The sequence below is a fragment of the Pseudomonas sediminis genome, assembly GCF_039555755.1.
In the GTDB taxonomy this organism is placed as follows: Bacteria; Pseudomonadota; Gammaproteobacteria; order Pseudomonadales; family Pseudomonadaceae; genus Aquipseudomonas; species Aquipseudomonas mendocina_D.
The window spans coordinates 2,908,365-2,925,931 of sequence record NZ_CP154631.1; the positions used below are offsets into that span (position 1 = coordinate 2,908,365).

Genomic DNA, 17,567 nt, shown 5'->3' on the forward strand with positions numbered 1-17,567 from the left:
GCAGCTGAAGCCCCTCCCACAAAAAACAAACCCGCGCCGGTTGGGGCGCGGGTCTGTGGGTGTCGCGCGGTGATCAGAGTGCGGCGATCTTGCCGCGCTGCTCGACCATCTTGGCCAGGGCTTGTTCAGCCTCGGCCAGTTTGGCGCGTTCCTTCTCCAGCACTTCTGCCGGCGCCTTGGCGACGAAGCCCTGGTTGCTCAGCTTGCCGCCGACGCGCTGCACTTCGCCTTCCAGACGACCGATTTCCTTGTCCAGGCGCGCCAGTTCGGCGTCCTTGTCGATCAGCCCGGCCATCGGTACCAGCACTTCCATCTCGCCGACCAGAGTGGTGGCGGACATCGGCGCTTCTTCACCGGCAGCCAGCACGCGCACTGACTCGAGCTTGGCCAATTTGCTCAGCAGCGGCTCGAAGTCGGCCAGGCGGCGCAGGTCTTCGGCACTGGCGTTGGCAACGATGATATCGATGCGCTTGGCCATGGAGATTTTCATCTCACCACGGATCTGGCGCACGCCAAGCATCAGTTGCTTGACCCACTCAATGTCGCCTTCGGCGGCGGCGTCGATGCGGCTCTCGTTGGCCACCGGCCAGGGTTGCAGCATCAGGGTATCGCCCTGCACGCCGGCCTGGGCCTTGATGCGCTGCCAGATTTCTTCAGTGATGAACGGCATGAACGGGTGGGCCAGGCGCAGGATCACTTCCAGTACGCGTACCAGGGTGCGGCGGGTGCCGCGCTGGCGCTCGATGGGCGCGTTCTCGTCCCACAGTACCGGCTTGACCAGCTCCAGGTACCAGGCGCAGTACTCGTCCCAGATGAACTCGTACAGGGTTTGCGCCGCCAGGTCGAAGCGGAAGGCGTCGAGGTGGCGGGTCACGTCTGCCTCGGTGCGCTGCAGCGCGGAGATGATCCAGCGATCGACCGGCGACAGTTCGACTGCCTCGCCACCTACGCCAGTGTCCTTGTCATCGGTGTTCTCGATGACGAAGTTGGCGGCGTTCCACAGCTTGTTGCAGAAGTTGCGGTAACCCTCGACGCGGCCCATGTCGAACTTGATGTCGCGGCCGGTGGAGGCCAGCGCCAGGTTGGTGAAGCGCAGCGCGTCGGTGCCGTAGGCGGCGATGCCGTCGGGGAATTCGGCGCGGGTCTGCTTGGCGATCTTCTCGGCCAGCTTGGGCTGCATCATGCCGCTGGTGCGCTTGGCCACCAGGGCTTCGAGGTCGATGCCGTCGACGATGTCCAGCGGGTCGAGCACGTTGCCCTTGGACTTGGACATCTTCTGGCCCTGGCCGTCGCGTACCAGGCCGTGCACATAGACGGTCTTGAACGGAATCTGCCCGGTCAGGTGGGTCGACAGCATGATCATCCGGGCGACCCAGAAGAAGATGATGTCGAAGCCGGTGACCAGCACGTCGGTAGGGTGGAAGGTCTTGAGGAAGTCGGTCTGCTGCGGCCAGCCGAGGGTGGAGAAAGTCCACAGACCGGAGCTGAACCAGGTGTCGAGCACGTCTTCGTCCTGGCGCAGGGCGATGTCACCGAGGTTGTGCTTGGCGCGTACTTCCGCCTCGTCACGGCCGACGTAGACGTTGCCGGCATCGTCGTACCAGGCCGGAATGCGGTGGCCCCACCACAGCTGACGGCTGATGCACCAGTCCTGAATGTCACGCATCCAGCTGAAGTACATGTTCTCGTACTGCTTGGGCACGAACTGGATTTCGCCACTCTCGACCACGGCGATGGCTTTCTCGGCCAGCGGCTTGGTGGAGACGTACCACTGGTCGGTCAGCCACGGCTCGATGACGGTGCCGGAGCGGTCGCCCTTCGGCACTTTCAGGGCGTGGTCTTCGATCTTTTCCAGCAGGCCGGCGGCGTCGAAGGCGGCGACGATCTGCTTGCGCGCTTCGAAGCGATCCAGACCGGCGAACTGCGCCGGAATGTTCGCTTCGATCTGCTCGTTGACGCTACCGTCGAGGTTGAACACCTGGGCCTGAGCCAGCACGGCGGCGTTCTTGTCGAAGATGTTGATCAGCGGCAGGTTGTGGCGCTTGCCCACTTCGTAGTCGTTGAAGTCATGCGCCGGGGTGATCTTCACGCAGCCGGTGCCGAACTCGGGGTCGCAGTAGTCGTCGGCGATGATCGGGATGCGGCGGCCCAGCAGCGGCAGTTCGACGAAGCTGCCGATCAGCGCCTTGTAGCGCTCGTCTTCCGGGTGCACGGCCACGGCGCTGTCGCCGAGCATGGTTTCCGGGCGGGTGGTGGCGACGATCAGGTAATCATTGCCTTCAGCTGTTTTCTTGCCGTCGGCCAGCGGGTAGCGCAGGTTCCACAGCGAGCCTTTCTCGTCGTGGTTTTCCACTTCGAGGTCGGAGATGGCGGTGTGGAACTTGGTGTCCCAGTTGACCAGGCGCTTGCCGCGATAGATCAGGCCGTCTTCATGCAGGCGTACGAAGGCTTCTTTCACGGCTTCGGACAGGCCGTCGTCCATGGTGAAGCGCTCGCGCGACCAGTCCACCGAGCTGCCCAGGCGGCGAATCTGACGGGTGATGGTGCCACCGGACTGTTCCTTCCATTCCCAGACCTTCTCCAGGAATTTCTCGCGGCCCAAGTCGTGGCGGCCAATACCGTCGGCGGCCAGCTGACGCTCGACCACCATCTGCGTGGCGATGCCCGCGTGATCAGTGCCCGGCTGCCACAGGGTGTTGCGGCCCTGCATGCGGCGGAAGCGGATCAGCGCATCCATGATCGAGTTGTTGAAGCCGTGGCCCATGTGCAGGCTGCCGGTGACGTTTGGCGGCGGGATCATGATGGTGTACGGCTCGCCCGAGCCTTGCGGGGCGAAGTAGCCCTTGGCTTCCCAGTTCTGGTACAGGGCGGTTTCAATGGCGTGCGGCTGGTAGGTCTTGTCCATGCGCGGCGGGACCCTTTGACGGCTGATCGGAAAAGCCGACAAGTATACCGCTTCTGAGCGCCAAGCCATAAGCCTTGAGCTGTAGGGCGGGTGCAACCCGCCATCCGTGGTGTGGCGGGTTGCACCCGCCCTACGGGAAATGGCAGACCGCGTCCAGTTTTTGTAGGAGCCCCCGCCCCGGGGCGAAGCTTTTGCTCTTTGCTGTCAAGCATTCGTCCCGAGGCGAGGCTCCTGCGAGGCAGGGGATTACTTGCGTGGCGGTAGCAGGCGTGGCAGGCGGGCTTCGAGGCGGCGCTTGAGTTCGGCCTCGATCTGCGGCACGAAATCGTCGATCACGTCCTGCAGGATCAACTGGGCGGCGGCGCGCAACTCGCCATTCAAATGCTGCAGATCGCGGGCGCTGTCATGCAGGCGCGGTTCGATGCGCTCGCGCAGCGGGCTTGGCGCTGGCGCAGGCTGCGGGGCTGGTGTCGGTTTGGGCGTCGGCGTTGCATGAAAAGGCGGCGGCGGGCCAGGCGGCGCGCTGACGATATCGGACAGTACCGGAATGCTGTCCGGGTCCAGCGAGTCGATCAGCAGCGGTGGTTCACTGCCGTTATCGCCCAGCAGCTCGCGAATCGACTCCAGGTCGTGCAGCAGTTGAGCAGGTTTTTGCGGAGGCTTGGGGGTGTCCATGATCATCGGTGCAGCGAGAAAAAGGGCTGGAGTGACTTGTGTTGTGAGCGTGCACGGACACTAAAGTTCGACGCGTTGCGGATCATACCCGCGCTGGCGATAGGTACGGAAATTCTCGCGACAGGCGTTGAGCAGTTCAGGCTGCTGATTGACGATCTCGATGATGCGAGAAAAGCGCTCGACATGCGGCGACAAGCTGCTGCCGAGGTTGATCAGCACGCCCTGCTCGGCACTGGGCACTTCGTCGATGCCCAGCACCACGGGCGACAGCGGAGCATCGCGATGCAGATCATGAGGCACGAAACGTTCGGCTTTGAACGTCCACAGCAGTTCGTCGAGTTCACCGCACTGCGCCTCGTCGCTGCCGCGAACGAATACCGGCAGGCCGGCGCTCCAGGCCTTGAGCGCCAGTTGGCAGGCCGCGCGCAGGCGTCCTGTGGCATCGCTGGAGGAGAGGACGTAGAACTCGATTCTGGGCATCAGGAAATTTTCGACATTGAAGAGCGGCCGTAGGAGCGAGCTCTGCTCGCGAATCTTGGAAATACAAAAGCTTCGCGAGCAGAGCTCGCTCCTACGATATCCATCGTAGCCCGGACTGTGTCCGGGCTACAGGCGCATCAGACCTTGGCGCGATCCAGCAGGTACTGGGTCAGCATCGGCACCGGACGGCCAGTGCCGCCTTTGTCCTTACCGCCGCTGATCCAGGCGGTGCCGGCGATATCCAGGTGCGCCCAATGGAAGTTCTTGGCAAAGCGCGACAGGAAGCAGCCGGCGGTAATGGTGCCCGCCTTCGGCCCACCGATGTTGGCGATGTCGGCGAAGGGGCTATCAAGCTGCTCCTGGTACTCGTCGTACAGCGGCAGTTGCCAGGCGCGGTCGTCAGCGCTTTCGCCCGCCTTGAGGATCTGCCTGATCAGCGCGTCGTTGTTGCCCATCAGGCCGGAGACGTTGCTGCCCAGGGCGACGATGCAGGCACCGGTGAGGGTGGCAATGTCGATCACCGCCTGCGGCTTGAAGCGCTCGGCGTAAGTCAGGGTATCGCACAGCACCAGACGGCCTTCGGCGTCGGTATTGAGGATCTCCACGGTCTGCCCGCTCATGGTGGTGACGATGTCGCCGGGGCGGGTGGCGCGGCCGCTGGGCATGTTCTCGGCGCAGGCCAGCAGGCACACCAGGTTGATCGGCAGTTGCAGCTCCAGCACGACCTTGAGGGTGCCGAACACGCTGGCGGCGCCGCACATGTCGTACTTCATCTCGTCCATGCCGGCTGCCGGCTTGATGCTGATGCCGCCGGTGTCGAAGGTGATGCCCTTGCCGACCAGGGCGAAGGGTTTTTCATCCTTCTTGCCGCCTTGGTAGTGCATGACGATCATCCGCGGCGGCTGCTCGCTGCCCTGGGCTACGGCGAGGAAGGCGCCGGCGCCGAGCTCTTTGAGTTTCTTCTCGTCGAGGATTTCGACCTTGAGGTTCTTGTGCGCCTTGCCCAGCGCCTTGGCTTCTTCAGCCAGGTAGCTGGGGTGGCAGAGGTTCGGTGGCAGGTTGCCCAGATCCTTGGTGAAAGCGACGCCGCTGGCGATGGCGCGGGCATGCTGCAGGCCGCGTTCGGCTTCGGTCAGTTCGGCCTTGTCGACAACCAGAGTGATTTTCTTCAGGGCACGTGGGTCAGCTTTCTGGCTCTTGAACTGCTCGAACAGGTAGGTGCCATCAGCCAGGGTTTCGATGATCAGACGAGTCTTGCCGTAGGTGTCGCGGCCCTTGACCTTGAGTTCACCGAGGGCGAGCAGGGCATCGCTGCCGCCCAGGCCCTTGAGTACGCCATGCACGCTGGCAACCAATTTACGCAGTTGACGGTCGGATAGATCACCCTTGCCGCAGCCCACCAGCAGTACGCGCTCGGCTTTCAACCCCGGCAGGCTGTGCAGCAGCAGGGTCTGGCCGGGCTTGCCGGCGATGTCACCGCGCTTGAGCACAGCGCTGAGCGCGCCATTGCTGGCCAGGTCGACCGCCTTGGCGGTGTCGCCGAGCTTGCGGCCTTCACCGATGGCGACGACCAGGGTGGCGGTTTTCAGGGTTTCTGCACGGGTGCTTTTGACGAGGAATTCCATAGTGAGCTGTCCCCAAGACAAAGAGTCGGGTTTGACGGATAATGGCCGCCATTTTTCGAGGGTCCACCCTGCGGTGGGCCGGCAAGTAGGTGCGGCTAGTGTGAGCGCTCGCGCCTGAGCCTGACAACCCTGGAGCGTCCGGTTTGATCGTCTTCCGTTATCTGTCCCGTGAAGTGCTGGTGACCCTCAGTGCGGTGAGTGCCGTGCTGCTGGTGATCATCATGAGCGGTCGTTTCATCAAATATCTGGGCCAGGCCGCACAGGGTGTACTCGATCCTGGTGTGCTGTTTCTGATCATGGGGTACCGGATTCCCGGCTTCCTGCAACTGATCCTGCCGCTCGGCCTGTTCCTCGGTTTCCTGTTGGCCTACGGGCGCCTGTACCTGGACAGCGAGATGACCGTGTTGTCGGCCACTGGCGTTAGTCAGCAGCGACTCACCGTCTACAGCATGGCGCCGGCGCTGATCGTCGCGCTGTTGGTGGGCTGGCTAAGCATGGGCCTGGCGCCGCAAGGTGTGGCCAGCGTAGCGCGCATCCTCAACGAGCAGGATGCCCTGACCGAACTCGATACTCTGGTGCCGGGGCGCTTCCAGTCGTTGCGCGATGGATCGCGGGTGACCTACTCGCAGGAGCTGTCGCCTGATCGCAGCGAGCTGCGCGGCGTGTTCATGTCGGAGAAACGCTTCTCCACCGATGGCACCTCGGAGCGTGGCATTACCGTGCTGGTAGCCGAAAGTGGTCGTCAGGAAATTCAGGAAGATGGCAGCCGCTATCTGATTCTGGAAAACGGCTATCGCTATGACGGCGAGCCGGGCGAGGCCGATTATCGGGCCATCCAGTACGACACCTATGGTGTGTTGCTGCCCAAGCCGGAGGTCGCCATCGAAGCCAGTGAGCGTGAGGCGACGCCGACCCGTGAGCTGTTCGGCAGCGACGACCCGCGCATGCAGGCCGAGCTGCAATGGCGCCTGTCACTGCCGTTGCTGGTGTTCATCGTCACCCTGCTGGCCGTGCCGCTGTCGAAGGTCAATCCGCGTCAGGGGCGCTTCCTCAAACTGTTGCCGGCTATCTTCCTCTATATGGCTTACCTTGGCCTGCTGATCGCCGCTCGTGGTGCGCTGGACAAGGGCCGTTTGCCGGCGGCGCTGGGGTTGTGGTGGGTGCATGGCATCTTCTTCGCCATCGGCATGCTGTTGTTGTATTGGGAGCGTCTGAGTCTGTGGTGGGCCAGTCGTCGTGCGCCGGTGTCGGAGGTGGCTCATGGCTAAGTTGGATCGCTACATTGGCACCCAGGTGTTCTTCGCCATTCTGGCGGTGCTGGGCATCATTCTCGGCCTGGCACTGCTGTTCGCTTTCATCGACGAGTTGGGCGACCTGAACAAGGGCGATTACGGTCTTGGTCAGGCGCTCTGGTACGTCTTGCTGACCGCGCCGCGTCGCGCCTACGAGATGCTGCCGATGGCGGCGCTGATCGGTTGCCTGATCGGTCTCGGCACGCTCGCCAGCAACAGCGAGCTGACCATCATGCGTGCGGCCGGTGTTTCCATCGGGCGCATCGTTTGGGCGGTAATGAAGCCCATGCTGGTGCTGATGCTGGCCGGCATTCTGATCGGTGAATACGTTGCGCCGCTGACCGAAAACCAGGCGCAGGCGGATCGCGCCCTGGCTCAGGGGGGCGGTGCGGCGCAGAGCTCCAAGCGCGGTATGTGGCACCGTCAGGGGCAGGAATACGTGCACATCAACGCCGTGCAGCCCAGTGGCGTCCTGCTCGGGGTGACGCGTTATCGCTTCGATGACGAGCGTCGTCTGCTTTCCTCCAGTTTCGCCCGTCGCGCCGAATACCGTGATAACCACTGGATGCTGCGCAACGTGCAGACCACGCTGCTGCATGAGGACCGTTCCGAGGTGATCAACCAGCCGGAAGATCGCTGGGAGATCGAGCTCAATCCGGAGCTGCTCGGTACCGTGGTGATGGAGCCTGAGGCGCTGTCGGTCACCGGGCTGTGGCAGTACATCCATTACCTGGGTGAGCAGGGTCTGAACAACGCACGCTACTGGCTGGCATTTTGGACCAAGGTGCTGCAGCCACTGGTAACCGGCGCGCTGGTCTTGATGGCGATTTCCTTCATCTTCGGCCCGCTGCGCTCGGTGACCCTGGGGCAACGCGTATTCACCGGTGTGCTGGTGGGCTTCATCTTCCGTATCGCCCAGGACCTGCTGGGCCCATCGAGCCTGGTATTCGGTTTCTCGCCGCTGCTGGCGGTGTTGGTGCCGGCCGGTATCTGTGCGCTGGCCGGGGTTTGGCTGTTGCGCCGAGCTGGATGAGTCGTTTGCACGCATGAAAAAGCCGGTTCATTGAACCGGCTTTTTTGCATCTGCTCTGGGCTATTTTTTGTGAATGTTCTTCGGCAACTGCACCATGCGGCTGTCGGAGTAGATGTCGTGCCAGGTGCGGCCCTGCTTGTCCCACAGTAGCCAGAGGAATCCCAGGCCAGCGAACAGCCACGAGCCGATGGCGACCACGAAACGCAGCAGTGCCTGCCACAGGTCGATGGCGCTGCCATCGGCATTCTGGATGCGTAGCCCCCAGGCCTGCATGCCCAGTGTCTGGCCATTGTGCGTCCAGAACTTGGCGAAGAAGGCGAACAGCGACAGCAGCACCAGGCTGGCGAGAATCGGATCATGATCCAGGGCGCCGGCCTCGGCCATGGCCATCAGTGCATCGCCGCCGTGAATCAGGCGCAGGATGCCCTGTTGATAGATCAGGGTGACCACCATGATCAGTGCCACGCAGAGCAGGAAGTCGTAGAAGAGGGCCGCCAGGCGACGAATCAGCCCGGCAGTGGGGAAGTCTCCCTGCGGACGTAATTGGTGTTTCGGCATGATGGGCTCGCTGAGACGAAAGTGCGCGCCATTCTAACAGCCTGCTAACCGCGACTTTGCGATCGATATAAAGATGTGCTTGGGCTATCTGTAACCTGGCGCTGCGAAAGGTGGGTTAAAGAAATGACAGGCAAAAAAAACCCCTGACGGAAATCAGGGGTTCTTCAAAGCAGCGGCGATTAGCCCAGGACTTGAACCTGGTCAGCCTGCATGCCTTTTTGACCTTGCACAGCTACGAAGCTGACTTTCTGGCCTTCTTTCAGGCTCTTGAAGCCGTTACCTTCGATCGCGCGGAAGTGCACGAACAGATCCGGACCGCTTTCGGGAGTGATAAAACCAAAACCTTTCTCGTCGTTAAACCACTTGACGGTACCGTTCTGACGATTCGACATGTCTTTTTCCTTGAAACTAGAGTTGATGACAGCCTCCGAGTATAGAGGGCTGAGACTGGTTGCAAGGAGTTATAGAAGTCGAGCGGGATGTAGCGGATCTAGATGATCTGCTGCACCAGAGTCACGATTCACAGCGACCCATGCAAACAGTTGGCTCACTCTACGCTAACTTTTGCGCAATTGCCAACCCCCGCCAGCAAGGTCGCCGGCCAGGTTTTGCGGGGCTTGCCGGGGTGTCGGAAAAGTTTTTCGGCAACATGCTTGCAACAATTGCCCAAGTTGTTCGTGCAGATACGAAAAAGCCCGCAAGACAATGTCTTGCGGGCTTCGAATCGTGGTGCCCCGGGGGAGACTCGAACTCCCACTCCTTTCGAAAACGGATTTTGAATCCGCCGCGTCTACCGATTCCGCCACCGGGGCACAATGGCGGCGCAGTATAGGGATGCGCCTGGCGTCGGTCAATCGGCGTTAGTGCAGTGGTTGGTTGATCTACTAACGGCCGATGGCGCAGCTAGTGGCATCCGGCTTTGATTGCGTCGTTGCTGCTAGAATCGTCAGCTGTCATCAAGGGCGCTGGGTGTGGCGTATATAAAGGTGTCGGGGCAGTCCAATGTTGGGAGGGGGAGTGATCAACGTCTTGCGCGGTGCACTTGTTGCCGGTCTGCTATTTGCCTCTGTTGCGCAGGCCGGAACGCTGACCTATGTCGTGAACGATGAAAGCTGGATGCCGTACTGGATTGTCGAGGATCAGCAGGTCAGCGGCATCTTCCATGAGTTAATGCTCGCGCTGGATGAGCGTTTGCCTGAACAACTGCAAGCCAGTCATCCGCAGCCGTCTTTGCGTACGCAGAAGCTGTTCCGTGAGGGGTATCTGCAGATCGAGTGCTGTGTGAGCAAGAGTTGGCGCAGCGACGCTGATCAGGCCGAAGTCTCACTGTGGACAGTGCCGGTTCTGCAGGCCGAGGAAATGCTGATCTTCGCGCCTGGCAGGCGCTTTGCCTATGAGCGTCTGCAGGACCTGCAGGGGCGTTAGATTGCCACGGTGCGTGGTTATGGTTACGTCGGTAGCGAGTATTTCCAGCGCAACGATGGGGCCGATGTGCGGGCGCTGATCTATCTGGTGGCGCAGGGGCGCAGTGAAGCCGGGATTCTGGATCGCCTGGAGTGGCGTTATCTTCAGCATGAAGACGCGCAACTGCAGGCGTCACGCTGGCAGGTCGAGAAGGGGCCGACGGTCAATCGCTCTCAGCTGCGCTTGCGTTTGCATCGGGATTTTGCGGGCCGGCTCGATGCATTCAATGCTGCCATCCTGTCCTTGCAGGCCGATGGCACGCTGGCTCGTATCGTCGCCAGGTATGCGCCGCAGGCTCACGTGGCCGGCCAAGTGGAAATCCGGTAAGCTCTGCCACCCTGCAAAATTACCCCTCCGAATCATGCGTGTTGCCGATTTCCACTTCGACCTTCCCGAGTCGCTGATCGCTCGTCATCCCCTGGCCGAGCGTCGTGCCAGCCGTCTACTGCAGCTCGATGGCCCTAGCGGCACGCTGCGCCACGGCCAGTTCACCGATGTGCTGGAGCAGCTTCTTCCGGGTGATCTCATGGTGTTCAACAACACCCGAGTGATTCCTGCGCGCCTGTTCGGTCAGAAGGCCTCTGGCGGCAAGCTCGAAGTGCTAGTGGAGCGCGTGCTGGATCAGTACCGCGTGCTGGCCCACGTGCGTTCGAGCAAATCGCCCAAGCCCGGTTCGCAGATTCTCATCGACGGTGGTGGTGAGGCCGAGATGGTCGCGCGTCACGACGCGCTTTTCGAGCTGCGTTTTGCCGAGCCGGTGCTGCCGCTGCTGGAGCGCGTCGGCCATATGCCGCTGCCTCCTTATATAGATCGGCCGGATGACGAGGCGGATCGCGAGCGCTATCAGACCGTCTATGCGCAGAAGGCGGGGGCCGTGGCTGCGCCGACTGCGGGTCTGCACTTCGATGACGAACTGCTGGCGGCTATCCGCGCCAAGGGTGTGGAAACCGCGTTCGTGACGCTTCACGTTGGCGCCGGTACCTTCCAGCCGGTTCGGGTTGAGCGGATTGAAGATCACCACATGCACAGTGAGTGGTTGGAGGTCGGCCAGGATGTGGTCGACGCCGTGGCAGCCTGTCGCGCCCGCGGCGGTCGCGTGGTCGCGGTGGGCACTACCAGCGTGCGCTCGCTGGAAACTGCCGCGCGAGACGGTGAGTTGAAGCCCTTCAGTGGCGATACCGACATCTTTATCTATCCAGGCCGTCCATTCCATGTGGTCGATGCCCTGGTAACCAATTTCCACCTGCCCGAGTCGACTCTGCTGATGCTGGTGTCGGCCTTTGCCGGTTATCCCGAGACCATGGCCGCTTACCGCGAGGCCGTGGCGCAGGGCTATCGCTTCTTCAGTTACGGTGATGCCATGTTCATCACCCGCAATCCCGCCGCGCGCGGGCCCGAGGTTTGAGTATGTCGCGCACCTGTCGCATGTCCTTCGAGTTGCTGGCCACAGACGGCAAGGCCCGTCGTGGTCGCCTGACCTTCCCGCGTGGCGTGGTGGAAACTCCGGCCTTCATGCCGGTGGGCACCTACGGCACGGTCAAGGGCATGCTGCCGCGTGACGTCGAGGATATCGGCGCGCAGATCATTCTCGGTAATACCTTCCACCTGTGGTTGCGCCCGGGGATGGAGGTGATCAAGAAACATGGTGATCTGCACGACTTCATGCAGTGGCAGGGGCCGATCCTGACCGACTCCGGTGGTTTCCAGGTGTTCAGCCTGGGCGCGATGCGCAAGATCAAGGAAGAGGGTGTGTACTTCGCTTCGCCGGTCGATGGCGCCAAGGTGTTCATGGGGCCGGAAGAGTCGATGCAGGTGCAGCGCGACCTGGGCTCGGACATCGTGATGATCTTCGATGAATGCACGCCGTACCCGGCCGAGTTCGACGTGGCCAAGCGTTCCATGGAACTGTCGCTGCGTTGGGCCAAGCGCTCCAAGACCGCACATGGCGAAAGTACCGCTGCGCTGTTCGGCATTGTCCAGGGTGGCATGCACGAAGAACTGCGCATGCGCTCGCTCGAAGGGCTATGCGAGATCGGCTTCGACGGCCTGGCCATCGGCGGGCTGTCGGTCGGTGAGCCGAAGGAAGAGATGATCCGCGTGCTGGACTTCCTGCCGCCGCACATGCCAGCCGACAAGCCGCGCTACCTGATGGGCGTGGGCAAGCCGGAAGACCTGGTCGAGGGCGTGCGTCGTGGTGTGGACATGTTCGACTGCGTAATGCCCACCCGTAATGCGCGTAACGGCCATCTGTTCGTTGATACCGGCGTGGTGAAAATTCGCAACGCCGTGCACAAGCACGATGATTCGCCGCTGGATCCGACCTGCGACTGTTACACCTGCAAACATTTCTCGCGCGCTTATCTGCACCATCTGGACAAGTGCGGCGAAATGCTCGGTAGCATGCTCAATACCATCCATAACTTGCGGCATTATCAGCGGGTTATGGCTGGTTTGCGCGAGGCTATCCAACAGGGTACATTGGCCGCCTTCGTCGAAACCTTCTATGCCAAGCGTGGCCTGCCTGTGCCGCCGCTTGACTGATTCCTGAACGATTCAAGATCCTTTCCATTAGGAGTGTTACATGAGTTTTTTCATCCCCGCCGCTTACGCTGGCACCGCCGCTGCTGGCCCTGCCGGCAGCGGTTTCGAGTGGGTTTTCCTGATTGGCTTTCTGGTCATCTTCTATCTGATGATCTGGCGTCCGCAGGCCAAGCGCGCCAAGGAGCACAAGAACCTGCTCGGCGGCCTGCAGAAGGGCGACGAAGTGGTCACCAGCGGTGGTATCGCTGGCAAGGTATCCAAGGTTGCCGACGATTTCGTGGTTATCGAAGTGTCTGACACTGTCGAGCTGAAATTCCAGAAGCAGGCCATCGCTGCCACTCTGCCCAAGGGCACGCTGAAAGCCATCTGATTCGGTTCTTAGTTTCCATTCGACGGGGCGCTTTAGGGCACTTCTAAAAACGTAGGCGAGGCAGCCAGCGCAAGGCAAAAACAGGCGAAAAAGCGGAATTTACGTGTTGTAAATGAGCATTTTGAGCCTGTTTTTAACGCAGCGATGGCAACGCAGGTAGTTTTTAGAGGTGCACTTTAGCGCCCTGCGTCATAAAGCGGGCGGCTCGTTCATGCTCAATAAATACCCTCTGTGGAAATACCTGCTGATTTTGTCCGTTCTGGCAATCGGCCTGGTGTACTCCATTCCCAACCTTTATCCAGATGATCCTGCTGTGCAGATCAGTGGCGCCAGTTCGGCGCTGAGCATCGAGCAGACCGATGTCGACCGTGCCAGCAAAGCGCTGCAGGACGCCGGTATTGCCGTCAAGGCTGCCAGCATCGACGAGCGTGGCCGTGGCGGTCTGATTCGTCTGACCAAGCAGGATGACCAGTTGCCGGCCAAGGACATCGTCCGCCGCGCGCTGGGTGATGATTACGTCGTGGCGCTGAACCTGGCGCAAACCACCCCCGACTGGCTGCGTAGCCTGGGTGCGAGCCCGATGAAGCTCGGCCTGGACCTGTCCGGCGGTGTGCACTTCCTGCTGGAAGTCGACATGGACAAGGCGCTGGATGTGCGCCGCAAGGTCTATGAAGGAGAGATCAAGAGCCTGTTGCGCAAGGAGCGTATTCGCTACCGCAGCATGCCGGAGAGCAATAGCCGGATTCAACTCGGCTTCGCCGACAGCGATACGCTGGACCAGGCGCAGCGCCTGATTCGCAAGGATTACAGCGATTTCGAACTGACCACTGTCGAGCGTGGTGGCCAGCAGATTCTGCAGTTGGGGCTGACTCAAGCGAAAATCGCCGAGATTCGTGAATATTCCATTCGCCAGAACCTCACCACTGTACGTAACCGCGTCAATGAGCTGGGCGTAGCCGAGCCGCTGGTGCAGCGTCAGGGCGCCAACCGCATCGTGGTCGAGCTGCCGGGTGTGCAGGACACCGCAGAAGCCAAGCGTATTCTCGGCAAGACCGCCAACCTCGAGTTCCGCCTGCAGGCAGATGTCGATGCGCCGCGCGGCGCGACCGAGTCCTTCGGCTTCCGCGAGGAAGGTCGTCCGCCGGTGCAGCTCGAGCGTGAACTGATCATCACCGGTGATCAGGTCACCGACGCCCAGGCCAGTTTCGACGAGAATGGCCGTCCGCAGGTGAACATTCGCCTCGACGGTCATGGCGGCGATCTGATGAACCGCGCCACGCGTAACAACGTCGGTCGTAGCATGGCGGTGATCTTCATCGAGCAGAGGCCGGTCACTCGCTACGTGCGTCAGAACGTCGACGGCGTCGAGCAGGAAGTGGCTATCTCCTCGTTCGTCGAAGAGAAGAAGATCATCAGCCTGGCGACTATCCAGTCGGCGCTGGGCAGCCAGTTCCGCATCACCGGCCTGAACGGTCAGGGCGAGTCTTCCGAGCTTGCGCTGCTGCTGCGTGCTGGTGGTCTGGCAGCGCCGATGTACTTCGCTGAAGAGCGCACCATTGGCCCGAGCCTGGGTGCCGAAAACATTGCCAAGGGTATCGCCTCCACCGAGTGGGCGATGATCTTCGTGGCTATCTTCATCATCGCCATCTATCGCTTCTTCGGTGTGCTGGCGACCGTTGCCCTGGCGTTCAACCTGGTGCTGCTGGTCGGTCTGATGTCGGCCATTGGTGCGACCCTGACCCTGCCCGGTATCGCCGGTATCGTCTTGACTCTGGGTATGGCGGTTGACGCCAACGTGCTGATTTTCTCGCGGATACGCGAGGAATTGGCCAATGGACTACCGGTGCAGCGTGCTCTGCACGAGGGCTTCGATCGTGCCTATTCGGCGATTCTCGACAGTAACCTGACCACCTTGCTGGTGGGCGGCATCCTGTTCGCGATGGGGACCGGTCCGGTGAAAGGCTTCGCGGTGACACTGTCGCTGGGCATCATTACGTCGATGTTCACCGCCATCATGTTCACTCGTGGCCTGGTCAACCTGATCTTCGGTGGCCGTAACTTCAAGAAGCTGTGGATCTGAGGTGCAGCCATGATCAAGTCAACCATTCGTTTCATGGCGATCCGCAACATCGCCTTCTCCATTACGGTCGTGCTGACGCTGATCGGTCTCGGCGCGCTGTTTGCCAAGGGGCTGAATTTCGGCCTGGATTTCACCGGCGGTACGTTGATCGAACTGCAGTATGAGCAGCCGGCCAATCTCGATCTGATCAAGACCGAGTTGGGCCAGGCTGGCTATGCCGATGCCGTGGTGCAGAGCTTCGGTGCCAGTACCGATGTGCTGGTGCGTCTGGCTGGCGATTCTCCTGACTTGGGTAATGAGGTCGCAGCTGCGCTGCGCAAGGTCGATGAGGCGGCACGCTTCGAGGTCAAGCGCGTCGAGTTCGTCGGCCCGCAGGTGGGCGAGGAGCTGCGCGACCAGGGCGGCATTGCCATGCTCCTGGCACTGGGCGGGATCATGCTCTACCTGGCTTTCCGCTTTCAGTGGAAGTTTGGTGTCGGTGCGATCGCGTCGCTGGTGCACGACGTGGTGATCACCCTGGGTGTGCTGGCGTTCTTCCAGATTCCATTCGACTTGACGGTGCTGGCGGCGGTACTGGCGATGATCGGTTACTCGCTCAACGACACCATCATCATCTACGACCGAATTCGTGAGAACTTCCGTGTACTGCGCAAGACCTCGTTGATCGAGAACATCGACGTTTCGATCACCCAGACCCTTTTGCGTACGATCGCGACTTCGTTGTCTACTGCGCTGGCCTTGTTGGCGCTGCTGTTCTTCGGCGGTGACGTATTGGCGGCCTTTGCTCTGACCCTGCTGGTCGGTGTAGTGGTAGGCACCTACTCGTCGGTCTACATCGGCGCCACGGTGCTGGTGTGGCTGAAGCTCAGCGTGGAGGATTTGATTCCTCCTGTGGCCGAGGCTGAGGCTGACGACGGTCGTCCATGATGTTGTGATGGGCTTCATGAAAGTCAGCGAAAGCCGCGACAAGTCGAACTTGTCGCGGCTTTTTGCTGTCCTAGGCAGGGAGAAGGGCGCGAGTCGCCGAGCCTAGGAGACACAAAAAATGAATAAATCACTGTTGGTAGGTGCCGTACTGGGTGCTGTGGGTGTGACCGCTGGTGGTGCTGTTGCCACGTACAGTCTGGTTGATCGTGGTCCGGACTACGCCGAGGTGCTGGCCGTAACCCCGATCAATGAAACCGTGAAAACGCCGCGCGAAGTGTGCAAGGACGTGGCGGTTACCCGTCAGCGTCCGGTACAGGATCAGCACCAGATTGCCGGTACTGCCATCGGCGCCATCGCGGGTGGTCTGCTGGGTAACCAGATCGGCGGCGGCACTGGCAAGAAGATCGCTACAGTAGCCGGTGCAGTTGGCGGCGGTTATGCCGGCAACAAGGTTCAGGAGGGCATGCAGCAGCGTGACACCTACACCACCACTGAAACCCGCTGCAACACTGTGACCGATACCAGCGAGAAACTGGTGGGCTACGACGTGAAGTACCAGCTGGGTGAAAAGGTCGGCAACGTGCGCATGGATCGTGATCCGGGCAGCCGTATCCCGGTCAACAAACAGGGTGAGCTGGTACTGGTGCAGCAGGCCCAGTAAGAATCTGGAGCAATAAAAAACGCCCCTCGGGGCGTTTTTTATTGCTCGACGGAAGCTCAGCGCTTCATCGAGGGCGCCAGGTGTGGCTGGATCGCAGTCAGTACGGCCTTGAAGCATTTGGTGTTGCCGGCAACGATCTGGCCTTTCTCGAGGAATTCATGACCACCGGTGAAATCGCTGACCAGGCCGCCTGCTTCCTGAATCAGCAGGGCGCCAGCTGCCATGTCCCACTCGGACAGGCCGAACTCCCAGAAGGCGTCGTAGCGGCCGGCTGCGACATAAGCCAGATCCAGGCTGGCGGCACCGGCACGGCGTAAGCCGGCGGTCTGGCCGACCAGGCTACGGAACATGCCCAGGTAGTTCTCGAGGTTATCCAGCTGCTCGTTGCGGAACGGGAAGCCAGTGCCCAGCAGTGCGCCGTCCAGGCTCTTGCGGTTGCTCACGCGCAGGCGGCGGCCATTGAGGGCGGCGCCACGGCCACGGCTGGCGGTGAATTCTTCCTGGCGCACCGGGTCGAGGACGATGGCGTGCTCGAGGCGGCCGCGGTATTTGCAGGCGATGCTGATGGCGAAGTGCGGAACACCGCGGATGAAGTTGGTGGTGCCGTCCAGCGGATCGATGATCCACTGATAGTCGGCGCCATCGCCGCTACCCTCAAGCACGCCACCTTCTTCGCCCAGGAAACTGTGGGTCGGGTAGGCCTTGCGAATGGCTTGGACGATCATCAGCTCGGCGGCCTTGTCGACCTCGGTGACGTAATCCTTGGCATCCTTCTCGTCTACCGAGATGACATCCAGGCGCTCGATGGAGCGAAAGATCATTTCACCGGCGCTGCGAGCGGCGCGCAGGGCGATATTCAGCATGGGCTGCATGGGAGGTTCACCTGGGGCGTTAAAGAAAGCCGGCCATGTTAGCAGAAAACCGTTGCCGATGAAGCGCCGTCTGTACCCCGCATG

Annotated in this window: 17 protein-coding genes and 1 tRNA gene; 10 read left to right on the plus strand and 8 right to left on the minus strand. The window is 61.2% G+C overall.

What is annotated here, in order from left to right:
* Positions 1–73: 73 nt before the first annotated feature.
* The 4 genes from AAEQ75_RS13690 to AAEQ75_RS13705 all read right to left on the minus strand — a co-directional run bounded on the left by AAEQ75_RS13690 (position 74) and on the right by AAEQ75_RS13705 (position 5,685).
* Positions 74–2,905, minus strand: a complete 2,832-nt coding sequence (locus AAEQ75_RS13690; protein ID WP_343349316.1) for a valine--tRNA ligase — start codon at positions 2,903–2,905, stop codon at positions 74–76.
* Between the two features lie 246 nt (positions 2,906–3,151).
* Positions 3,152–3,580, minus strand: coding sequence for a DNA polymerase III subunit chi (locus tag AAEQ75_RS13695; RefSeq protein WP_099526579.1), 429 nt, complete (start codon positions 3,578–3,580; stop codon positions 3,152–3,154).
* A 60-nt stretch (positions 3,581–3,640) separates the two neighbouring features.
* A complete protein-coding gene (locus AAEQ75_RS13700; protein WP_343349317.1) occupies positions 3,641–4,060 on the minus strand; it encodes a DNA polymerase III subunit chi in 420 nt (139 codons plus the stop codon).
* A 137-nt stretch (positions 4,061–4,197) separates the two neighbouring features.
* Positions 4,198–5,685, minus strand: a complete 1,488-nt coding sequence (locus AAEQ75_RS13705) for a leucyl aminopeptidase (protein WP_343349318.1) — start codon at positions 5,683–5,685, stop codon at positions 4,198–4,200.
* Between the two features lie 143 nt (positions 5,686–5,828).
* Here AAEQ75_RS13705 and lptF point away from each other — a divergent pair, with 143 nt between their 5' ends.
* Both lptF and lptG read left to right on the plus strand, forming a co-directional pair.
* Positions 5,829–6,953 (plus strand): LPS export ABC transporter permease LptF, encoded by a 1,125-nt coding sequence (lptF, locus tag AAEQ75_RS13710; protein ID WP_343349319.1) that lies wholly within the window; start codon positions 5,829–5,831, stop codon positions 6,951–6,953.
* Positions 6,946–8,010, plus strand: coding sequence for an LPS export ABC transporter permease LptG (gene lptG, locus AAEQ75_RS13715; RefSeq protein WP_343349320.1), 1,065 nt, complete (start codon positions 6,946–6,948; stop codon positions 8,008–8,010). The genes lptF and lptG overlap by 8 nt, the downstream gene beginning before the upstream one ends.
* A gap of 60 nt (positions 8,011–8,070) precedes the next feature.
* On the opposite strand, the gene AAEQ75_RS13720 is transcribed toward lptG, so the two are convergent.
* The 3 genes from AAEQ75_RS13720 to AAEQ75_RS13730 all read right to left on the minus strand — a co-directional run bounded on the left by AAEQ75_RS13720 (position 8,071) and on the right by AAEQ75_RS13730 (position 9,380).
* Positions 8,071–8,568, minus strand: coding sequence for an RDD family protein (locus tag AAEQ75_RS13720; RefSeq protein ID WP_106734595.1), 498 nt, complete (start codon positions 8,566–8,568; stop codon positions 8,071–8,073).
* Between the two features lie 179 nt (positions 8,569–8,747).
* The gene (locus AAEQ75_RS13725) at positions 8,748–8,960 is read right to left on the minus strand and encodes a cold-shock protein (RefSeq protein WP_003459665.1); all 213 of its coding nucleotides are present in this window, start codon (positions 8,958–8,960) and stop codon (positions 8,748–8,750) included.
* A gap of 335 nt (positions 8,961–9,295) precedes the next feature.
* Positions 9,296–9,380: transfer RNA gene (locus tag AAEQ75_RS13730), tRNA-Leu, on the minus strand.
* A gap of 205 nt (positions 9,381–9,585) precedes the next feature.
* Here AAEQ75_RS13730 and AAEQ75_RS13735 point away from each other — a divergent pair.
* The 8 genes from AAEQ75_RS13735 (at position 9,586) to AAEQ75_RS13770 (ending at position 16,611) form a co-directional block, all read left to right on the plus strand.
* Positions 9,586–9,993 (plus strand): hypothetical protein, encoded by a 408-nt coding sequence (locus tag AAEQ75_RS13735; protein ID WP_343349321.1) that lies wholly within the window; start codon positions 9,586–9,588, stop codon positions 9,991–9,993.
* A 9-nt stretch (positions 9,994–10,002) separates the two neighbouring features.
* Positions 10,003–10,359: a hypothetical protein gene (locus AAEQ75_RS13740; RefSeq protein ID WP_343349322.1), complete on the plus strand. Its 357-nt coding sequence runs from the start codon at positions 10,003–10,005 to the stop codon at positions 10,357–10,359.
* 34 nt (positions 10,360–10,393) lie between these two features.
* On the plus strand, positions 10,394–11,437 hold the full coding sequence (gene queA / locus AAEQ75_RS13745; protein WP_179574331.1) for a tRNA preQ1(34) S-adenosylmethionine ribosyltransferase-isomerase QueA: 1,044 nt from the start codon (positions 10,394–10,396) through the stop codon (positions 11,435–11,437).
* Between the two features lie 20 nt (positions 11,438–11,457).
* Complete coding sequence (tgt, locus tag AAEQ75_RS13750; RefSeq protein WP_099526641.1) at positions 11,458–12,573, plus strand: tRNA guanosine(34) transglycosylase Tgt; 1,116 nt, start codon at positions 11,458–11,460, stop codon at positions 12,571–12,573.
* 40 nt (positions 12,574–12,613) lie between these two features.
* Positions 12,614–12,943, plus strand: coding sequence for a preprotein translocase subunit YajC (yajC, locus tag AAEQ75_RS13755; RefSeq protein WP_343349323.1), 330 nt, complete (start codon positions 12,614–12,616; stop codon positions 12,941–12,943).
* A gap of 211 nt (positions 12,944–13,154) precedes the next feature.
* Positions 13,155–15,023, plus strand: coding sequence for a protein translocase subunit SecD (gene secD / locus AAEQ75_RS13760; protein ID WP_343349324.1), 1,869 nt, complete (start codon positions 13,155–13,157; stop codon positions 15,021–15,023).
* Between the two features lie 9 nt (positions 15,024–15,032).
* Entirely contained in the window at positions 15,033–15,950 is a 918-nt protein-coding gene (gene secF, locus AAEQ75_RS13765) for a protein translocase subunit SecF (RefSeq protein ID WP_143507533.1), read from the plus strand.
* Between the two features lie 118 nt (positions 15,951–16,068).
* A complete protein-coding gene (locus AAEQ75_RS13770) occupies positions 16,069–16,611 on the plus strand; it encodes a glycine zipper 2TM domain-containing protein (RefSeq protein ID WP_037001940.1) in 543 nt (180 codons plus the stop codon).
* A gap of 56 nt (positions 16,612–16,667) precedes the next feature.
* Here the strand turns inward: AAEQ75_RS13770 and suhB are convergent, their stop codons facing one another.
* Complete coding sequence (gene suhB / locus AAEQ75_RS13775; protein ID WP_143507534.1) at positions 16,668–17,483, minus strand: type III secretion system regulator SuhB; 816 nt, start codon at positions 17,481–17,483, stop codon at positions 16,668–16,670.
* Positions 17,484–17,567: the final 84 nt, after the last annotated feature.

Bases quoted from the DNA above. Each gene is read 5' to 3' on its own strand.
- queA (WP_179574331.1), top strand. From the start codon at position 10,394: ATGCGTGTTGCCGATTTCCACTTCGACCTTCCCGAGTCGCTGATCGCT.
- lptG (WP_343349320.1), top strand. From the start codon at position 6,946: ATGGCTAAGTTGGATCGCTACATTGGCACCCAGGTGTTCTTCGCCATT.
- AAEQ75_RS13720 (WP_106734595.1), bottom strand. From the start codon at position 8,568: ATGCCGAAACACCAATTACGTCCGCAGGGAGACTTCCCCACTGCCGGG.
- AAEQ75_RS13690 (WP_343349316.1), bottom strand. From the start codon at position 2,905: ATGGACAAGACCTACCAGCCGCACGCCATTGAAACCGCCCTGTACCAG.
- yajC (WP_343349323.1), top strand. From the start codon at position 12,614: ATGAGTTTTTTCATCCCCGCCGCTTACGCTGGCACCGCCGCTGCTGGC.
- AAEQ75_RS13770 (WP_037001940.1), top strand. From the start codon at position 16,069: ATGAATAAATCACTGTTGGTAGGTGCCGTACTGGGTGCTGTGGGTGTG.
- secF (WP_143507533.1), top strand. From the start codon at position 15,033: ATGATCAAGTCAACCATTCGTTTCATGGCGATCCGCAACATCGCCTTC.
- AAEQ75_RS13705 (WP_343349318.1), bottom strand. From the start codon at position 5,685: ATGGAATTCCTCGTCAAAAGCACCCGTGCAGAAACCCTGAAAACCGCC.
- AAEQ75_RS13725 (WP_003459665.1), bottom strand. From the start codon at position 8,960: ATGTCGAATCGTCAGAACGGTACCGTCAAGTGGTTTAACGACGAGAAA.
- AAEQ75_RS13700 (WP_343349317.1), bottom strand. From the start codon at position 4,060: ATGCCCAGAATCGAGTTCTACGTCCTCTCCTCCAGCGATGCCACAGGA.
- tgt (WP_099526641.1), top strand. From the start codon at position 11,458: ATGTCCTTCGAGTTGCTGGCCACAGACGGCAAGGCCCGTCGTGGTCGC.
- secD (WP_343349324.1), top strand. From the start codon at position 13,155: ATGCTCAATAAATACCCTCTGTGGAAATACCTGCTGATTTTGTCCGTT.
- AAEQ75_RS13695 (WP_099526579.1), bottom strand. From the start codon at position 3,580: ATGGACACCCCCAAGCCTCCGCAAAAACCTGCTCAACTGCTGCACGAC.
- suhB (WP_143507534.1), bottom strand. From the start codon at position 17,483: ATGCAGCCCATGCTGAATATCGCCCTGCGCGCCGCTCGCAGCGCCGGT.